The 15,747-nt window shown below is 64.1% G+C and carries 13 protein-coding genes; 3 read left to right on the top strand and 10 right to left on the bottom strand.

The genetic code is table 11. The features are described 5' to 3' along the window. Positions 1 to 118: 118 nt before the first annotated feature. The 6 genes from purM to DEHOM01_RS00465 all read right to left on the bottom strand — a co-directional run bounded on the left by purM (position 119) and on the right by DEHOM01_RS00465 (position 5,558). Positions 119 to 1,243 (bottom strand): phosphoribosylformylglycinamidine cyclo-ligase, encoded by a 1,125-nt coding sequence (gene purM / locus DEHOM01_RS00490; protein ID WP_061211032.1) that lies wholly within the window; start codon positions 1,241 to 1,243, stop codon positions 119 to 121. Further along, positions 1,240 to 2,715, bottom strand: coding sequence for an amidophosphoribosyltransferase (purF, locus tag DEHOM01_RS00485; protein ID WP_061211031.1), 1,476 nt, complete (start codon positions 2,713 to 2,715; stop codon positions 1,240 to 1,242). The genes purM and purF overlap by 4 nt, the downstream gene beginning before the upstream one ends. 145 nt (positions 2,716 to 2,860) lie before the next feature. After that, complete coding sequence (locus DEHOM01_RS00480) at positions 2,861 to 3,280, bottom strand: hypothetical protein (protein WP_052126814.1); 420 nt, start codon at positions 3,278 to 3,280, stop codon at positions 2,861 to 2,863. A gap of 3 nt (positions 3,281 to 3,283) precedes the next feature. Beyond that, a complete protein-coding gene (locus tag DEHOM01_RS00475) occupies positions 3,284 to 3,724 on the bottom strand; it encodes a sterol carrier family protein (RefSeq protein ID WP_439645376.1) in 441 nt (146 codons plus the stop codon). After that, entirely contained in the window at positions 3,696 to 5,027 is a 1,332-nt protein-coding gene (locus DEHOM01_RS00470; RefSeq protein WP_034372025.1) for an adenylosuccinate synthase, read from the bottom strand. The genes DEHOM01_RS00475 and DEHOM01_RS00470 overlap by 29 nt, the downstream gene beginning before the upstream one ends. Positions 5,028 to 5,108: 81 nt before the next feature. Beyond that, positions 5,109 to 5,558: a DUF3151 domain-containing protein gene (locus DEHOM01_RS00465; protein ID WP_061211030.1), complete on the bottom strand. Its 450-nt coding sequence runs from the start codon at positions 5,556 to 5,558 to the stop codon at positions 5,109 to 5,111. 87 nt (positions 5,559 to 5,645) lie between these two features. Between DEHOM01_RS00465 and DEHOM01_RS00460 the strand changes: the two genes are divergently transcribed. The 3 genes from DEHOM01_RS00460 to DEHOM01_RS00450 are packed head-to-tail and all read left to right on the top strand — an operon-like array spanning position 5,646 to position 8,644. Then, complete coding sequence (locus DEHOM01_RS00460) at positions 5,646 to 7,448, top strand: phosphotransferase (RefSeq protein WP_061211029.1); 1,803 nt, start codon at positions 5,646 to 5,648, stop codon at positions 7,446 to 7,448. Then, complete coding sequence (gene dtd / locus DEHOM01_RS00455) at positions 7,448 to 7,894, top strand: D-aminoacyl-tRNA deacylase (protein ID WP_061211028.1); 447 nt, start codon at positions 7,448 to 7,450, stop codon at positions 7,892 to 7,894. The genes DEHOM01_RS00460 and dtd overlap by 1 nt, the downstream gene beginning before the upstream one ends. Positions 7,895 to 7,903: 9 nt before the next feature. After that, positions 7,904 to 8,644: a phosphoglyceromutase gene (locus DEHOM01_RS00450; protein ID WP_016663919.1), complete on the top strand. Its 741-nt coding sequence runs from the start codon at positions 7,904 to 7,906 to the stop codon at positions 8,642 to 8,644. Between the two features lie 293 nt (positions 8,645 to 8,937). Here DEHOM01_RS00450 and DEHOM01_RS00445 read toward each other — a convergent pair whose 3' ends face one another. From DEHOM01_RS00445 to DEHOM01_RS10290, 4 genes are all read right to left on the bottom strand, one after another. Further along, positions 8,938 to 10,524 (bottom strand): helicase HerA-like domain-containing protein, encoded by a 1,587-nt coding sequence (locus tag DEHOM01_RS00445; protein ID WP_061211027.1) that lies wholly within the window; start codon positions 10,522 to 10,524, stop codon positions 8,938 to 8,940. A 28-nt stretch (positions 10,525 to 10,552) separates the two neighbouring features. Beyond that, positions 10,553 to 11,200, bottom strand: a complete 648-nt coding sequence (locus DEHOM01_RS00440; protein ID WP_167346625.1) for a TetR/AcrR family transcriptional regulator — start codon at positions 11,198 to 11,200, stop codon at positions 10,553 to 10,555. An 86-nt stretch (positions 11,201 to 11,286) separates the two neighbouring features. Then, positions 11,287 to 12,852, bottom strand: a complete 1,566-nt coding sequence (locus tag DEHOM01_RS00435; RefSeq protein ID WP_061211025.1) for an MDR family MFS transporter — start codon at positions 12,850 to 12,852, stop codon at positions 11,287 to 11,289. A gap of 460 nt (positions 12,853 to 13,312) precedes the next feature. Next, the gene (locus DEHOM01_RS10290; RefSeq protein WP_061211024.1) at positions 13,313 to 15,463 is read right to left on the bottom strand and encodes a bifunctional metallophosphatase/5'-nucleotidase; all 2,151 of its coding nucleotides are present in this window, start codon (positions 15,461 to 15,463) and stop codon (positions 13,313 to 13,315) included. Positions 15,464 to 15,747 lie beyond the last annotated feature (284 nt).

The following is a 15,747-nucleotide window of genomic DNA, read 5'->3' as shown; positions in this document are numbered from 1 at the left end:
TTATGCGGTGAAGCCCGCCCCCGGTCCCCGCCCCCTCGAATTGCATAGGGTTTGTGGGGGTTTTGGGCGCGAACCAAACCCCCGCAGCGCCTATGCAATTCAGATTTTTGGGGGACGGTTACGCGGTGACGAGGACGGGGCCGCCGTGCGCCCCCTTCGCCCCCTGCACGAGCACATCGTTTTCGCCGCGCGGCTGCGCAAGCTCGTCGCGCCGGGTGACTTCGCCGATCACTCGCGAGCGCACGCCCTCGTCCTCGAAATGCCGCACAATCGCGTCGGCGCTTTCTTCGCTCACAACCGCGACCATGCCAATACCCATGTTGAGAGTCGCCTCGAGGTCCGCAAGCGGCACATTTCCCCACTCGCCGATCGCGCGGAACACCGCACCGGGCTCCCAAGAGCCACGGCGAACGTGAGCGCCGCAATCGGTGGGAATCACACGGGCAAGATTCGCGGCAAGGCCACCGCCCGTCACGTGGGAGAGTGCGTGGAGATTTCCGACGCCCGCTTTCTCGAGTACGCGCAGGATCTGTGCGCTGTAGATGTGGGTCGGGGTAAGGAGTTCCTCGCCGAGGGTTGTGCCGAAATCGTCGATGTGTTGGTCGAGGCTCAGCCCTGCGTGGTCGACGACGGCGCGCACGAGGGAATAGCCATTGGAGTGCAGGCCGCTGGAGTCCATGCCGATGAGTACGTCGCCGGCTTTCACACGCTCGGCGCCGAGCATCTGGGAGGCTTCGACGACGCCGACGGCTGCGCCCGCCACGTCGTAATCGTGCTCGCCCATGAGGCCGGGGTGTTCGGCCGTTTCGCCGCCGACGAGTGCGGTTTCGGCAAGGATGCAGCCCTCGGCGATGCCGCGCACGATGTTGGCGATCCGCTCCGGGTGAACCTTTCCGCACGCGATGTAGTCGGTCATGGCGAGCGGTTTCGCACCGCTCACGACGATGTCGTCGACGACCATGGCCACGAGGTCGTGACCGATCGTGTCGTGCACATCGAGCGCCTGGGCGATCGCGATTTTCGTCCCCACGCCGTCGGTGCTCGAGGCGAGCAAGGGCCGCTCGTAGTTTTTGAGGGCACTCACGTCGATGAGACCGGCGAAGCCACCAACACCGTCCACGACGCTCGCGCCGTGGGTCTTTTTAACGGCGGTCTTCATGAGTTCGACGGCGCGGTCCCCCGCGTGCGTGTCGACGCCGGCAGCGGCGTAAGTGAGGCCCTCGCCTTTCGGTGCGTTAGTCATTTCTGGATCTCCTTGTCGGCCATGCCAAGCAGTTCGCGGCCCTCGGAATCGGGAGCGGGCAGTGGGATGGGATATTCCCCGGTGAAGCATGCAGAGCACAGCTGGTTCGGTTGTTGCGCGGTCGCGCGCACCATGCCGTCAAAGCTGATGTATCCGAGGGAGTCGGCACCGATCGAGCGGCAGATTTCTTCGGTATCAAGACCGTTGGCAATGAGTTGGGCGCGATCCGCAAAGTCGATGCCGTAATAGCAGGGCCACTTCACAGGCGGTGAGCTGATCCGTACGTGCACCTCGCTCGCGCCTGCCTCGCGGAGCATGCGAACCACGGCTCGCTGCGTGTTGCCGCGCACGATTGAATCGTCGATGACGACGAGGCGCTTGCCCTCGATAACTTCGCGAAGCGGGTTGAGCTTGAGGCGAATACCGAGCTGGCGAAGTGTTTGCGTGGGCTGGATGAACGTGCGACCTACGTAGGCGTTCTTGACCATGCCCTGCCCGTAGGGGATGCCGGATTCTTGGGCGTACCCGATCGCGGCGGGTGTGCCCGATTCCGGCGTGGGGATCACGAGGTCAGCGTCGACGGGGTGTTCGCGCGCAAGCTCACGCCCCATCTCGATGCGCGACTCGTTCACGCTCCGCCCGTTGAGGTTCGTGTCGGGGCGCGAGAGGTAGACGTATTCAAACACGCAGCTCTTGCGCGCGGGTTCGAGGACCTGCTCGCAACGCAGGCCGTCTTCGTCGATCGCGATGAGCTCGCCAGGCGCAACTTCGCGCACGAAGCTCGCGCCACAAATATCGAGGGCGGCGGTCTCGGAGGCCACAACCCACCCGTTCGACAGCCTGCCGAGCACGAGAGGGCGGATGCCTCGCGGGTCGCGCGCCGCGTACAGGGTCTTTTCATTCATGAGCACGAAGCAGTAGGCACCGCGGATACGGCCCATGAGGTCCTTGAGGTTCTCCTCGAGGCTTCCGTCGTGATTGAGAAGGGCCGTCACGATCGCCGTGTCGGTCGTGTTGCCCTGCTTGAGCTCACCGATTTTCGCGCTGCCCTGGCGCTCGTGGAGAAGCTCGAGGAGCTCGAGGGTGTTCACGAGGTTGCCATTATGGGCGAGGGCGATCGTGCCGTCGGGTCGAGGGCCGAGCGTCGGCTGGGCGTTCACCCAGTGGCTTGCCCCGGTCGTGGAATAGCGCGTGTGGCCCACGGCCATGTGACCCTGGAGAGTCTTGAGATTGCCTTCGTCGAACACTTGCGAGACGAGACCCATGTCCTTGTAGACGAGGATCTGTTCGCCATTTGAGGTCGCGATGCCCGCCGACTCCTGGCCGCGGTGCTGAAGCGCGTAGAGCCCGAAGTAGGTGAGGGTGGCGACGTCTTCTCCTGGCGCGAACACGCCAAAAACGCCGCATTCGTCTTTCGGTTGGCGATCGTCGGGAAGGAGGTCGTGGGTAAGTCGTCCGTCTGCGGGTAGCACTAATCCAGTCTAATACGGCACACGCCCCTCGTGAATTGCATAGAGACTGTGGGGGTTTGATCCGCCTCCGAAACCCCCACAACCCCTATGCAATTCAGACGTGCCCTCTTTCCTACGGCTTCCTTCTGAAACGTCGCCGCCCGACTCACTTCTTGGCGCGGGCTTGAGCGCGATTGCGCTCAAGCACCCAGTCAACGATCACGGCGAGAAGGGCGAGGGGACCCCCGATAAAGAGAACCCCGTAAAGCGCAGCGATCACGAGCGGTGCAACATCGAAAACACCCCGGAACATGCCCCACACGAGCCCCGAGAGGGCACCGAGCACGAGGGCGAGCACGACCCACCCGCCGAGATTCATGCGGCGCTCGCGCCTCACAAAGAGCGCCGTTGGCATCGGCGTCGCGTGAGGATCCGTGCCCGCGGCACCCTCATCGTCGGAGTCGACCTCAGCTGGCGCAGCGGCCTCAACATTCGCCTGGCTATCGTCCTGTCCGTGATGCTCGACGTGTGCGTCGGAGGCATCGGCGGGGAGGGAGCCGGCTTCGGGCGTGTTCTCGCTCGTCACGTGTTAATTCTCCTCGGTCGTAGTGGGGCGGGCGGGCGCTTCTTCAGCGGCGATCCTCCGGGCGATCGGCACGGGCAGAATGTCAGACAGGTCGCTGCGTTCGCCGGATGCGCTCACGCCGCCACCTTTCGCGCGGCCCTCGGCCCACGTCAGCTCACCCGTCGCAAGGCGCATCCAGGTTGCTGCATCCATCTCCACGACTGCCGGCGGGGTTCCGCGCGTGTGGCTCGTGCCCTCGATGCTCTGCACGGCACCGAACGGTGGAACGCGCAGTTCGACGGCGCCGCCCGGATATTCCTCGGCGAGAACCTGGAGAGTGAATCGCACCGCAAGCGCGAGGGTAGGTCTCGCCGTGTCTTTGCCGTTCTCGCACCACGAACGGATCGCGGCCGTGCCGTCGGAGATCGGGATCGGCTTACGCGCCGGCACCGTCGGACCCTTCACCCGCGAGGCGTTCCTCGCTGGGAATGAGCGAGTGCACCGCGATAGTGTCATCGCGGTCCGGACCAACGCCGATCGCCGAAATGCGGCAGCCGGCAAGGTCCTCGAGCCGGCGCACGTAGTTTTGTGCCTCGATTGGCAGCTGCTCGAACGTGCGAGCCTTCGAGATGTCCTCGCTCCACCCGGGCATCGTCTCGTATACGGGCTTCGCGTGGTGGAACTCAGTTTGCGTCATGGGCATGTCTCGGTGGATTTCGCCATCGATCTCGTAGGCGGTGCAGATCGGCACCTCGTCGAGACCCGTGAGAATGTCGAGCTTCGTGAGCACCAGATCGGTAAAGCCATTGATGCGCACGGCGTGGCGAATCATGAGGGCGTCGTACCAGCCGCAACGGCGCGGGCGCCCCGTATTGACGCCCACTTCGTGGCCCTTCTGCTGAAGGTATTCGCCCCATTTATCGAAGAGTTCCGTGGGGAACGGGCCAGCGCCCACGCGCGTCGTGTACGCCTTGACGATGCCGATCGCGCGATCGATGCGCGTCGGACCGATACCGGAACCCGTGCACGCGCCACCCGCGGTGGGGTTCGAGCTCGTCACGAACGGGTACGTGCCGTGGTCCACGTCGAGGTAGGTCGCTTGGCCGCCCTCCATGAGCACGAGTTCCCCCCGGTCGAGCGCCGAGTTCAGCATCTCGGTCGTGTCCACGACCATGGGGCGGATCCGCTCCGCGTACTGGAGAAGGCCTGCCACGATCTCCTCAACCTCTACGGCCCGACGGTTGTAGAGCTTCACGAGCACGCCATTCTTCTGGCGAAGCGAGCCTTCAACCTTTTGGCGCAGGATCGACTCGTCGAACAGGTCCTGCACGCGGATGCCGAGGCGCCCCACCTTGTCCATGTAGGCAGGCCCGATGCCGCGGCCGGTTGTACCGATTGCGCGCTTGCCGAGGAAGCGCTCGGTGACGCGGTCCATCGTTTGGTGGAAGGGGGCAACGATGTGCGCGTTCGCGGAAATGCGCAAGTGCGAGGTGTCGACGCCGCGCGATTCAAGAGTGTCGATTTCCTCGAAGAGCGCATCGAGGTTCACGACCACGCCGTTGCCGATCACGGGCGTCGCGTTCGGCGACAGAATCCCCGCGGGGAGGAGTTTAAGCTCGAACTTTTCGCCGTGGACGACGACCGTGTGCCCCGCATTGTTGCCGCCGTTGGGCTTGACAACGTAGTCGACGCGATCGCCGAGAAGATCGGTTGCCTTTCCCTTTCCTTCATCGCCCCACTGGGCTCCAACGATCACGATCGCGGGCATGACATCTCCTTGTGCGCGGCGTCCTGGTGCGCGCGGTAACGAAACAGCAAAGGCCTATTTTACGCGGAGTGATTGCCGACGTTAAGGGGCGAGCGTTGTGGCGTCGCTCAGGCTCGGGTCAGATTCGGCGATGAAATCCCTCAGGCGTTCTACCTCGCCGGTCTCGCCGATCGCTTCTGCGGCACGCGCAAGGTGCAGGAGGCACAGAAGAAAACCGCGGTTTGGTTCGTGGGAGGCGGGGACTTCACCCTGGCCTCGCCAGCCGGCGCGGCGCAGCGCGTCGAGACCGCGGTGGTAGCCAACGCGCGCGAATGCGTAGGCCTCGATCGTGTCGCCGTCGGCACTTGACTCCTGGGCGAGGAGCGCCCAGGCGAGCGGGGAGGTGGGGTGGTCAGCAGCGACCTTCTTCGGGTCGTCACCTTCGCGCTCGCGAACGGGGCGATCGAGCTCGTCGGGCAGGAAGGTCGGCTTCGGGCCGAGCAGGTTGCCGCCAAGCTCGGGGCGAGGGCGGGAAGTCGTGTTTTCACTCATACACCCACCCTACAAAGTGTCTGCGCCATACACCCTGCGTGCACGGCCGTTCAGAAGGGCCCGGCCACAACCTGCAACAATGAGAGCATGACAGAGACCCTTGACGGTTCCGAGCTTCTCACGGGGCCCCAGGCCGGAGGTGTGCTCGAGGCGGCCGTCACCAACGCGGGCGGCGAGCTCGTCGAATGGACGCTCGACCACGTCGACCACCGCCCTTCACGCTCCACGAAAGCAATGTTCCGCACGAAGGTGCGCTGGGTGGAGCTTGACGGCGCCGAGGCTGAACCTCGCGATGAGCTCTTCGGCGTGAGCGCCCACATCGGTGAGCAGGAAAAGAACGTGCTCGCCCCCGAGCAGTCCCTCGTGATGACCGACGGCGACATGAACGTGCGCGTATGGCGCTACCCCCACGACCCGTGGCTGCCGATGCTCCCGCAGGTGTGCTACCCGGATGTCCTCCACGAAACCCTCGGCCGTCTCGGTGTTGCCACGGGCTTTGCGGAGGGCACCCCCGTGCCGGTTGAGGTTGTGAGCTACCGCCCCGGCCGCCGCGCCGTGCTCAAGGCCACCCTCGCCGACCGCAACGTGTTCCTCAAGGTGTTCCAACCGCACACGACCTCGAGCGTCGTCAACCTCCACCACAGCCTGCTCGAGGCAGGCGTTCCGGTCCCCGCCGTTCTCGGCTCGACGGACGGCCTCGTCGTGCTCGCCGAGTTGCCCGGCACGGTTCTCGCGAAGGCGGTGATCGAAGAGGGCGAGCGCGCGTGCCACGCCGAGGATCTCGTCGCGATGCTCGACCGCCTCCCCGTCTCCCTCATGGATCAGCCCGTGCGCCCGCCGTGGACCGATTCCGCCGAGTTTTACGCTGGCGTTGTCGCCTCGAGCCTCCCCTCCCTCAAAGACCGCCTCGATGTCCTCGTGTACCGCATCGAGCTGGGCCTCGCCGACGTCGAGCGTCGCATTGGCCTCGAGCCCACCGAAGTCGTCCACGGCGACTTTTACGAGGCGCAAGTGTTCGTGGACAATTCCCGCGTCGTTGGCGTCCTCGACATTGACGGGGTTGGTCCAGGCCGCCGCGCCGACGACCTCGCGTGCCTGTGCGCCCACCTCTCCGTGCTTGGCGACTACGCGAATCAGGGCCGCCTGACTCTCGACATTCACGAACGGGTCGCGGAGGCGATTCGCACGTGGTATCCCGTTTTCGCGAACCGCGTTGATCCGCAAGAACTCGCGCTGCGCGCCGCCGGCGTGGTCCTTTCCCTCGCAACGGGCCCGCATCGCCAGCAGGAGCCCGATTGGGAGCGCGCCACGGAAGCGATGGTTCGCGTTGCCGAAACGTGGGTGCAGGTCGCCGAGTATGGGCCGCACTACGTGGGGCCCATGCCGGGCGGGCTCATTTCCGGATCCGACGCCACCCGGTCCCGTACGGATGCCACGACGAATGCCGAGGCGACGAGTGCTCCGGCGGGCGACGCCGATGGCACGCCAGCCGAACAACCGGCACAGGACTCCTCGCCGTCGCCGATCATCGTGCCGTCCGTTCCAAGCGCCGACACCTCGTTCGCCCACGGCGCCGCCCACTTCGAGCAGGATCCAACGATTCCGCTCCCGCCGATTCCCGAGCTGTCCGGTCAGCAAATGGAACTCGCGCTCGGTGGCGCCAACGAACAGCCCCACGAACACTTCGGGCGCGCGGGCATCACGATGTCCCCGCCCACCCCCGTCTACGTGCCGGGAATGCGGCGACGCCCTCACGTGCGCCCCGCACGCCACACGTTCCTGAAGTCGATGGAGGCGGCGCAACCGTCGGAACCCGTGCGGCGTAATACTCACCGCGCCGATGCGCACGAGGATCCTCCAGCAAAGGCCAACGAGGAAGGAGAGAGCTGATGCGCGCGATCGTTCAGAAGGTGAACGGAGCGAAGGTCGAGGTGCTCGACGCTCACGACAGCCCCCGACGCACAACAGGCGAGTTCGAGGGCGAGGGCCTCGTCGTGCTGCTGGGCATCACCCACGACGACGGCGAGAGCGCGGTCGAAACGATGGCGCGGAAGATCTGCGAACTGCGCATTCTCGACGATGAAAAATCCGCGCTCGATAAGAACGCGCCCGTCATGATCATTTCCCAGTTCACGCTGTATGCGGACGTGCGCAAGGGGCGCCGCCCGAGCTGGAATAAAGCCGCCCCCGGGCCCGTCGCGGAGCCACTCGTGCAGCAGGTCATTGACAGGGTGCGCGAGCGTGGCCTCACCGTGCACGAGGGCGAGTTCGGCGCACACATGCAGGTCAGTATCACGAACGATGGTCCCATGACGATACTCATCGAGACCGAGTAGGGTGGAAGCATGACATACACACTGGTACTGCTCCGCCACGGCGAGAGCGAATGGAATCAAAAGAACCTGTTCACCGGTTGGGTCGACGTTCCTCTTTCGGAGAAGGGCCGCGGCGAAGCCACTCATGGCGGCGAACTCATCAAGGAATCGGGCATTCTTCCCGACGTTGTGCACACGTCGCTCCTGCGCCGCGCCATCATGACCGCGAACCTCGCGCTCGATGCCGCTGATCGCCACTGGATCCCCGTGAAGCGCGACTGGCGCCTCAACGAGCGCCACTACGGCGCGCTCCAGGGCCTCGACAAGGCCGAGACCCGCGACAAGTACGGCGACGAGCAGTTCATGCTGTGGCGCCGCTCGTTCGACGTTCCGCCGCCCGCCATCGAGGAAGGCAGCGAGTTCAGCCAGGATGGCGACCCCCGCTACGAGGGCACCGAGGTTCCGAAGGCCGAGTGCCTCAAGGACGTCATCGCGCGCTTCCTCCCCTACTGGGAAGAGGGCATCAAGCCTGACCTCGCCGCCGGCAAGACCGTTCTCGTGGCTGCGCACGGCAACTCGCTTCGCGCCCTCGTGAAGTACCTCGACGACATCTCTGACGAAGACATCGTCGGCCTCAACATCCCGACCGGCCAGCCGCTCGTTTACGAGCTCGACGAAAACTTCAAGCCTGTCACGAAGGGCGGCCGCTACCTCGATGAGGAGGCCGCGCGTAAGGCGGCAGAGGCCGTCGCCAACCAGGGCAAGAAGTAAACTCTCTCCCCCCTCGGATTGCATAGGGGTTGTGGGGGTTTCGGGCTCACGCCCGCCCCGTAACCTCTCGGGTTCCGACGGTTGCCCACACACGAGGCCCCGGAGATCCTCTCGGATCGCCGGGGCCTTCGCTTCCCTCTCTTTTCGAATTGCATAGGGGTTATGGGGGTTTAGTGCCGATCCAGCCCTGCCGACTCAGCGCGGGTGAGGCGTGAGCGCCGGCCCTTCCGGGGCATTCAATAGCGCCAACCCTGCCGAATCGTTCGTAGGCACCGGCGCTCTCCAGTTACCCCCTATCGGCGACGCTTGCGAGTCGTCCCGAACAGCGAACGCGTAATCTCACGCCCGAGCACCGTCCCCGCCGAACGGAAGAAACTCTTGACCGCGCTGTTGCCCGCGATCTTCTCCACGAATCCGGGCTCTTCCTTCGCGGGCTTCGCCTTCGCGGCGGGGGCTGCGCCCGCATCGGGCTTTTCGGTTCCGACGGTCGTCGAGGAACCGTCGGACTCCCCCTGACCGACCTGGCTACCCTCCGCACGCGCCTTGAGGATCTCGTACGCGCTTTCGCGATCCACAACAGTGCTGTACTGGTCCGCGATCTGGCTGGACGCGATAATCCGATCGATCTCGGCTTCCGGCGCGGGCTCCATCGAGGATTCGGGGGCGCGCATCGCGGCGTAGGCCACGGGGCTCGGCGCGCCCTTCTCGTTCATGACGGTGACGACCGCTTCGCCCGTGCCGAGGGAGGTCAGGAGCTTTTCGAGGTCGTACTCGGTTGTGGGGTAGGTGGCGACTGCTTTCTTGATGGCCTTTGCGTCATCGGGCGTGAAAGCGCGCAAGGCGTGCTGGACGCGGTTGCCGAGCTGCGCGAGAACGTCGGCGGGAATGTCCTTGGGCGATTGGGTAATGAAGAATACGCCGACGCCCTTGGAGCGAATAAGCCTCACGGTTTGGATGACTTGGTCGATAAAGGCACTGGATGCGCCCTTGAAAAGCAGATGCGCCTCGTCGAGGAAGAACACGAGTTTCGGCTGGGGAAGATCGCCCACTTCCGGCAGCACCTGGTAGAGCTCAGCGAGCATCCACATCATGAAGGTTGAAAACACTTCCGGCCGCTCGGCAACGCCGGGAAGTTCGAGACACGAGATGATCCCGCGACCGTCGGAATCTTTCCGGAGGAAATGCTCGACGTTGAACGCCGGCTCTCCAAAAAACACGTCTGCGCCGGAGTTTTCGAACTGGGTGAGGTTGCGCAAAATAACACCGGCGGTCGCGGTAGAAATACCGCCGATGCTCTTGAGCTCATCCTTGCCATCGGTCGTGAGGTATTGGATGAGGGCGCGCAGATCCTTGAGGTCGAGGAGGGCAAGGCCGCTCTGGTCAGCGTAGTGGAAGATAAGCGAAAGGGAGGATTCTTGGGTCTCGTTGAGACCCAGCACCTTGGAGAGGAGAACCGGTCCGAATTCGGTAACCGTCGTGCGAATCGGCACGCCCTTGCCGTGTCCACCCAGCGAAAAGAATTCGGTGGTGCCAGCGCGAGATACCCATTCTTGAGCGCGAGCCTTCGCACGTTCGGTGAGTTTTTCCGACGCCTGCCCGGGAACGGCAATGCCGGAAAGGTCACCCTTCATATCCGCGACGAAAACGGAGGTACCGGCGGCCGCGATTTGCTCCGCGATGAGCTGCAAAGTTTTTGTTTTGCCGGTGCCGGTAGCGCCGGCAATCAAACCGTGCCTATTGAGCATTCCGAGCGGCATATAGAGCGGCGCTTCGGGGTTCGGCTCGCCGCCATCGACGACCGCGCCGAGATGGATCCGCGGCTCCGCAAACGCGTAGGCGGCAACGAGGTCGTTCGTGTCGGGCTGAGAGATGTCGGCCATGAGGTAGGAGCTCCTTCGCGGTGGTCAGTCAGAGGCGAACGCGACCTGAGTCAAGAAAGTCGAGAACGATCGGCAGAGCGTCCGCGAGCGAGAGATCGCGGCGCACAGCAATAGCGTAAACGCTGCGCGCCATGGCGAATCCCCAGGCAACGTGAATCGCCGCTGCATCGCGCGCGTCGTCCGCCCCCATGCTAGGGGTGAGGCGCTCGGCGATGACCGCGCTGAGTTCGCGGCTCACTCCCCTATTGCGGTCGGCGAGGATTTGCAGCAGCTGCGGCTCGCGAGAGAGCACGCGGTGTGTGAGCTCGCGGGTGTCACTGCGACGAGAAGCGTCATCCGCGTGGATGCGAAGGAGCGCACGAATGGAGTCGCGAACGGGCTCCTGCGCGGGGCGAGAGGCAAGAATGTCCACAAAACGACTGCTCTGTTCGGGATCAACGCCCAGCACGGCCGCTTCCTTGGAACCCCAGTAGTTGAAGAACGTGCGCGAGCACACCCCCGCCCTCTCCGCGATCTGATCGACCGTCACCTGGGCAAGGCCGTGCTCGGCCACGAGTTCGAGCGCCGAAAGATGCATCGCTTCGCGCGATTCGCGTTTCTTTCGCTCGCGCAGGCCCTCGTGGCCGGCGGCCAAATCCGACGCCTGCTCTTTCTCCGTTGCGGCTGTGTCGCTCATGTCAATCACGCCTCCTCGTATCGACGTGCGGTGCATTTTCGCGTTCGAGGTGACCGTCAAGCGGTCCCTCTCACCATCGCCGGGCGCTAGTTGGTGCTGCGCAGCTCGGTGTGGCGGATGAACAGGGAAAGCACGAGGGCAACAACCGCGAACGGGGCCGCCGTCGTGAAGACAACCTGCATGGCGTCTCCCATGCCGTGGCGAATGGCCTCAACGATCGGGGCGGGAATGCCCTCGAGCTTCGAGGGGTCAAGAATCGCCGCTGCACTACCGCCGGACTCGCCGCCGACCTTTCCCATTGCGGCAGCGACCTGCGGCGGAAGCTGCGCCTGGATCTTTGGCATGAGATTCGCCGACATGACGGAGCCGAGAACGGCGGTGCCGATCGTCGAACCGACGTTACGGAAGAACTGCACGGCAGACGTCGCAACACCGAGATCCTCACGAGCGACGGCGTTTTGGACAATGAGGGTGTAGGTCTGCATACACATGCCGAGCCCCGTGCCGATCACGATCATGACGAGCGTGAGATGCAGTTGCGAGGATTGCCAGTCGAGGCCCGCAAGAAGGATGTATCCGACGCTCATGACGATACCGCCGAGAACGAGGAGCCCCTTGTAGCGGCCCCACTTGGTGATCATGATGCCCATGAGAATCGACGTCACGATCATGGCGACGTTGAGCGGAATGAGGATCGCGCCCGAATTCGTTGCGGATACCCCGAGGACACCTTGTGCGAACACGGGGATGTAGATGATTCCGCCAAACATTGCGACGGCGATCGCGAAGCTCGCGAGGATCGATAGGGAGATGCGCGAGTCAGCGAGCATGTGGAGCGGGACGAGCGGGTTCTCCGCTCGCATCTCGACGACCACGAAAAGCGCAAGGAGGATTGCCGCGGCCACGAACATGGTGATGATGACCGAGGAGTCCCAGTCGTAGGTATTGCCGCCCCACGACACGGCGAGCAGGCCGATGACAAGGCCGGGCGTGAGAGTCAGCGCGCCAACGAGGTCGAACTTTCCAGCGCTTGCCGTGTGCGGCAGGCGCATGAACTTTGTGAGGAACACGAGGGCAGCGACACCGAGCGGAAGGGCGAGATAGAACAGGTAGCGCCAACCGAAGTTGTCGGTCACCCAGCCTCCGAAAAGCGGACCAGCGATCGAGGACACGCCGAACACGGCACCCATGATGCCCTGATACTTTCCGCGCTGGCGCGGCGGGATGATGTCGCCGATGATCGTCTGGCTGAGCGGCATGATCGTGCCCATACCGAGGCCCTGGACGGCACGCGAGAACACAAGGAACCAGAAGTTTGTGGCCATGCCGGACAGGGCCGAACCGATCATGAACACGACGAGGCCCGCGATATAGAACGTCTTGCGGCCGTACATGTCGGAGAGCTTGCCGACGACCGGCACCGCGACCGCCGAAACGAGCATGGCCGCGGTCGCGATCCAGCTGTAGTGCTCCATGCCGCCGAGTTCGGCGACGATGCGCGGCATGGCGGGGCCGACGATCGTCTGCGAGATCGACGCGACGAACATACCGAGCATGAGGCCGAGGAACACGAGCTTGCCGTCCCGGTCGAGGCCGGTGAATTCCACGGGTGCGTCGCCGCGCGCCACGTGAGTCTGAAGTGATGTAGACATGGTCCCCTTTTCGTCCGTGCACCGCCACAAAATTATGCAGCGACTGCAAAATCCTTAACGTGTGGGAGATTATCGCCTCCTGCCTGCCCCCACCAAGGGCTGCGCGGCGGAACGTGACAGACGGAGCACGGCGGTGCGTTTGCGGCGATACGGGGCCCAGCCTCGACACACCCCTCGCCGCGCCTCCCCGCGTCTCGTCACCCATCGCCTTGTCCCCCATCGCCTCCCTCCCCTCGCCGTGTCTCCCCTCGCACTCTCGTCTCCCCTCCTCCCCCCTCCCCTCCTCGATTCTGGACCCAACATTTGCGGCGGTATGCGGCCCCATTCCGCCACAAACGTAGGGTTTAGATTCCTAGCCCCTCGGATGCAGCCCCGCAGCCCCGGGCAGCTTAAAACGCGAGACCCGGACCCAAGCCACATAGGCCCGGATCCGAGTCCCGAAATCAGAGGTCAGCTCAAGCTACGCGCGGCTTGCACGTCGCCGCGATACGAGCACACCACCCGCAGCGATAGCCACGAAGGCAACACCCGCAACACCGAGCGACTCAGCACCCGTACGTGGAAGCGCCGACGCCCCCGTACCGCGCGCACCGGTCGAACCGGAAACCCCCTCGCTTCCATCGCCCGCCGACGCTGGAACATCCGAGCCCTCGCCATCAGCGGGGGTACCGTCGGAATCGCCCACGCCCGGTTCTTCCTCACCGGCCGAGCCTCCCGCGCCTTCCGAATCATCCGCCGGGGTGTCCTCGGAGCCGTTGCCGGTACCCGGCGCTACACCGTCCCGCTCGAACACAAGGGCCACGTAACCGGTCGTCGCGCCAGCCTTGATGGTGTAGACGTAGGTACCGGATTCCGTGTAGTTCGGGATCGTAATGGTGAACGTGGCCTTGCCTGTCTCATTGCCGTCAAGCGTGTTGTCTACGGGGCCGCGGCCAATCTCATTGCCCTTGTCGTCGTACATCACCGCTTCGGTCGGCTTGTCTTCGTCGGCCGTCATGGACAGTGAACTCAGGCTCACCTCGACTTTGTCGCCGGCCTTGAACGATTTGGCGGAGGACGTGAAGCCGATACCGCGCTGGCCCTGATCAACCTTGTAGGGGGAAACCTTCTTTAGCCATGCATTGAACGCATCGAGATCAACCTCGGTCGAGTCGATGCGGTTCTTACCGTCACCGAACACGCTTGAAAGGAGGTACGACGTCGTGGCGACCGTGTACGTCGCCTTCGGATCGACCGGCTTACCGTCGAGACGCACGTCCATCACCTTCGATCCCTCGGGGGCCGTGGGATCGTAGGTGTAGGAAAGGTTCCGGCTGAAGCCAGCATTCTTCACGCGGGGCTTGCCGGCATCGTCAACACCAAACTGCGATTCGACGAGACCGATCAGCTGCGCACCGGTGATCTCAACGGTGCCGAGCGTGTTGCCGAATGGCTGCACCGTTCCCGACTCGACAACGGTGATCTTGCCGTCCTGGTTCGGATCGAGGTCAGCGCGGGTACCGCCGGCGTTCTGGTAGCCGAGGTCGACGCCCTGCTTCTGGCCCTTACCCCACGCAAGGAAACCGTCGGCAATCATGTTGACGGCCGTGGACTCGGCACCCGAGGAGCGGGCGGTGAGTGCCTTGCCCTCGATTTCGGCGAGGGTCTTGTTTGTCTTTTCGGCGTAGGCAGCGGCTTTGGAGTAGATGTCCATCGCCTTAGGCTCCGTAGGGGCATCGGGAGTTTGCTCGATGTCGGCGACCTCGCTCATCGACGCCTTCACGCTCACCTTGCCATCGGCGGCAACGGTAATGTCGAAGCGGCCGAGAAGCTGGCCGAAGTTTGCCGGTTGAATCACGGGAGCCCCGCTCGCCGTGGCGAGCTCAGCCTTGCGGTGACTGTGGCCACCCACCGCAGCATCTACGTTCTTGCCGACCTTCGCCGCAATGTCGGCATCATCGTGCACGAGGGCAATGACGACGTCGGCTTCGCCGTTGGACTCGTCGCCATCCTTGAGCTGCGCCGCGTACTTGTCGACAGCGGCAACGGGGTCAGTGACCGCTAGCCCCTGGTTCGTGAAGGAGTCCACCGAAATGTCCTTCGGCGAGGAAATGGGCGCGGTACCGATGAAACCGACCTTCACGCCTGATTCCGTGTCGATGATCGTGTACGGCGGGATCGCTTCGGGATCGGCCCCGGTGAGGTTCGCTGCGAGGTACGGGAAATTCGATTCCTTATTCAAGCGGGCACCTGCCGCCATGTCTTCTTTGTACCCCTTGTCGAACTCGTGATTGCCGGCCGAGGACACCTGAAGGCCCATCGCGTTGAGCGCTTCGATGGTGGGCTCGTCCTTCTGGACCGACGAAATGTAGGCGCTGCCGCCCACCGAGTCGCCGTTGGACGCGACGATCGTGTCGCCTGGGTTCTCCGCCTTGATCTGCTCGATCTGGTAGGCGAGGTTCGGGACTCGTTCGAGGTGCCCGTGGAGGTCGGTGAACGTTGCGACGGTGACGGTCTTCGAACCGTCGTCGTTCGCGACCGCGGCTGCGGGCGCTATCGGGGAGAGGGCCAGCGCGCTTGCGGCGGCCAGGCTTGCGGTGGCAAGCAGAGAGCGGAGGGAAAACGTGCGCATGAAGAATCCTCACAGGTGGCAGCTAGGGAGAGGGAAGCGCCTCGAGGCTACGCCGAGAAATTTGCGCCGCGGGGTGGACACGGTTACGACTTGGTGAACGAGTGCAGTTTGCTGGATCTGCAGGGGTAAGGGTCCGACGGCTGCTACGCATAAGATCGCAGCCCCAGGGCCTCCGCTTCGATTCTGTACCCAACGTTTGCGGCGGTATGCCGGGCTATTCCGCCACAAACGTAGGGTTTAGATTCCTAGCCCGCTCGGATGCAGCTCAGCGACCTCGCGACCTT

It is taken from the genome of Dermabacter hominis NBRC 106157 (genome assembly GCF_001570785.1).
In the GTDB taxonomy this organism is placed as follows: Bacteria; Actinomycetota; Actinomycetes; order Actinomycetales; family Dermabacteraceae; genus Dermabacter; species Dermabacter hominis.
Note: the sequence above shows the minus strand (reverse complement) of the source record. Positions and strands in the feature narration are given on the sequence as shown.